The sequence below is a fragment of the Bacillus sp. P4_D3 genome (assembly GCF_056401855.1).
The window spans coordinates 1-2769 of the sequence record NZ_JBFUIN010000409.1 but is presented as its reverse complement, the minus strand read 5'-3'; the positions used below and the strand labels follow the sequence as shown (position 1 = coordinate 2769).

The 2769-nt window shown below is 33.2% G+C and carries 2 protein-coding genes; both read right to left on the bottom strand.

Annotation, left to right across the window (positions count from 1 at the left end; translation table 11 throughout):
- A partial coding sequence (locus AC1DTM_RS21900) for an IucA/IucC family protein (protein ID WP_477000864.1) occupies window positions 1-728 on the bottom strand: 728 nt, incomplete at its 3' end.
- A 67-nt stretch (window positions 729-795) separates the two neighbouring features.
- Window positions 796-2604 (bottom strand): IucA/IucC family protein, encoded by a 1809-nt coding sequence (locus tag AC1DTM_RS21895; RefSeq protein ID WP_016104582.1) that lies wholly within the window; start codon window positions 2602-2604, stop codon window positions 796-798.
- Window positions 2605-2769 lie beyond the last annotated feature (165 nt).

Below are 2769 nucleotides of genomic sequence, written 5' to 3'. Positions count from 1 at the left end.
AACATATACTTCTTCGAATCACAGTCCATTTTTCGAATACGATCTATATACTCTTCGATTTTCTTTTCACCAATTTCTTCTTTAAAGGTACAGTTATAACTCTCTTCACTTTCATATCCTACAGTCGTATATTTCTCATGAACTGCAATCCATATAATTTTCATTGGTTGCATAAATTCAAATCCATATTGAAAATTATCACGATATTGAAACCCGATGCGTGCTTTATAACTAGGATGATACGGGTGTCCATCTATTAAATGACTTTCAAGCTCATCATAAGATTTCGCAAGATAGTCTTCTTCACAACTTCTCTCATATTGTGCAATCGTATCTTTAAAGATTGTTTGTTCTAATTCTTGAATAAAAGAATCCAATTTCGTTCGATCAACTTGAACAATTCGAAAAATCTCCTGTAAAAATTGTGAAACTGATTGTATTTCTTCTTCCTCATCTTGAACTCTCATTATTAATGAGGCATGTAAACAAATACGCCCAAATGTCATACGTTCTTGTCCATAACACTGGTATGTTACATCTTGATTCTTTTCATCAAGACCTTGTATAATAAAAAGTATTTTCTCTCCCTTTTGTATACGAATCGGCGTTATGATTTCTTCATAAATTAACGATTCTACTAGCTGCCGGAATACTCTTCTTCTTACTGAAATGTACTCTTTTGATTGGAGTGCCTTCAATATTTTCGCATGATAAACTTCTTCTTTCATAAATCCCTCCGCTATAATATGGAATATCAAATTCCATTATTTGTATTACGTGAAATTTCAGCACTACTTATGAACGAACAGCCACTTCTCTAACGAGTGGATTATCTACTTGTACATAAATTGCTTGCTCTAAAGGATTTGTCAGTTCATCAACGTCGAAAAATCTCGTTAGCAAATTTGCTTTACATGCCAATTTATTTTCTTCCAACAATTCACTTAAAAATGTAGAAGGTTCGCGGTTATATGGAAGGAACGATTCAAGTACAGACCTTAATTCCGAAAGAAGAATTTCCTCCTTTATTAATCCTGCTGTACCAAAACCATTAATTAGTCCAAACATATGATTGAAAATTAAATAGTAACGAAATCTTTCATCTACAATGTAATCATCATATAAATTCCCAGTGCGTTCACCAATACCGGCTAGTTCATTATCTAGCACTGACTTCATTGAATTGCAGAAATAAAAACCTTGATTATCACGGAAGTAAAACTTAACTGGATAACCATCTTTCAATTGAACAACACTATTTTGTTGATGTGCTTCTAATGCCACGCCATAACGTAAATACATCCATACCATTGGCTTTAAAGAGATATTCATATATCGTCTAAACCACTCTAAACTTACCTCTTCACAGCTTCTATCTTCTAAATCCGCTAAGCGATGGATAATATTTGCTAAACGAGTTCTTTCACCCGGAATTGCATCTTGTACTAATCCAGCGATAAGCGTTGCGTCATTCGCATTTTCACTATAAAAAGGATTCTCCCGAATAATTACTTCAAATCCGGACTCTTGCATACCATAATTTATTGTAATGAAGGCGGGATCACATATAAAATCAAACCCAGGAAACTTTTCTAACACTTCACCAATTTTAGTATTTAACATTTCCTTCCCTTCAGGACCACTCTCAAGTTCCTTCAATTTATTAATACGCATTGAATTCGTCACCTTTACAGGGAATGAAAATTTAAGCATGTACTTGGAATGAGGATGATATAACGTCCTAAGTGATGATGTCGCCATATAACACTTACCTACTGGACCGATATATTCAAGATCGCCTTGATTCATCCAATTTTGCACATAAGATTGATGTAATAGCCATTCTGCTTGTAGCGGATGGATTGGAATTAATGAATATTCATCTTCTTGACAGTACTTTTCAATAAATTCTTGATTAACCTTTTCATCGTACTTTAATTCCTTTTTTATCATCGCCGTTGTGGAATCTTGTAACAATGACTTTTCATTTACTATACTTTTATGTGCCCGAAAATAGTGAAGTTGGCACTCCCCTTTTAATTCAGGAGAATACATTGAACTTTTCCAATCCAATATACCTTGTCTACTCTTTGGTGTAGGATGAGTTAAATGTCCAAATAATAAAGATTGCTCCGCCTCTATAAAAGTCGTATGGAAACCATATAATTCAGCTGTATCCTGCTCCCTTCCTTGTATAAACTTCTCAATATTTTGACAACTACGAATAACTCGAAGCATAAGTTCATCAGGATTCTTACCTTCTCCATAGTTAATAGACATTTCCTTTATTAAAAACATAATAACCGTAATATAATCTGCTTTAATAACATTTTTATTTTCGCCAATTTGGTAATAAAATTGTTCTCCAAATAGATGACGGTCCGTTGATGATTTATATATAACTTCCCCATACAAAGTAACGTTTTGTGCCGATAAAGGGCAGCATAAATAAGTGGGGATAGTATCTCTTTGAAATGAATGGCAGAAAATACCCTCTATCCTTTTATCCTCCGTAATCCATTCTCCACTTCCTGTTTCTCTTAAATAACAATTTAAAAAGCTTTGTATTGTTGCATGTTCCGCGATTTGTTTCGCATGCTGCATACTGCTCCTCCTCTTTTAGACGAACACTATCATTTTTTTATAAAACTTCTGACAGTTGAATTTTATTATCAACTATGATTCTAATTGATAATGATAATCATTTCAAGATATATTTCAGAATTTTTTTATCTAACTAAACTTTTCATCTTTTCAAAACGTTTAATC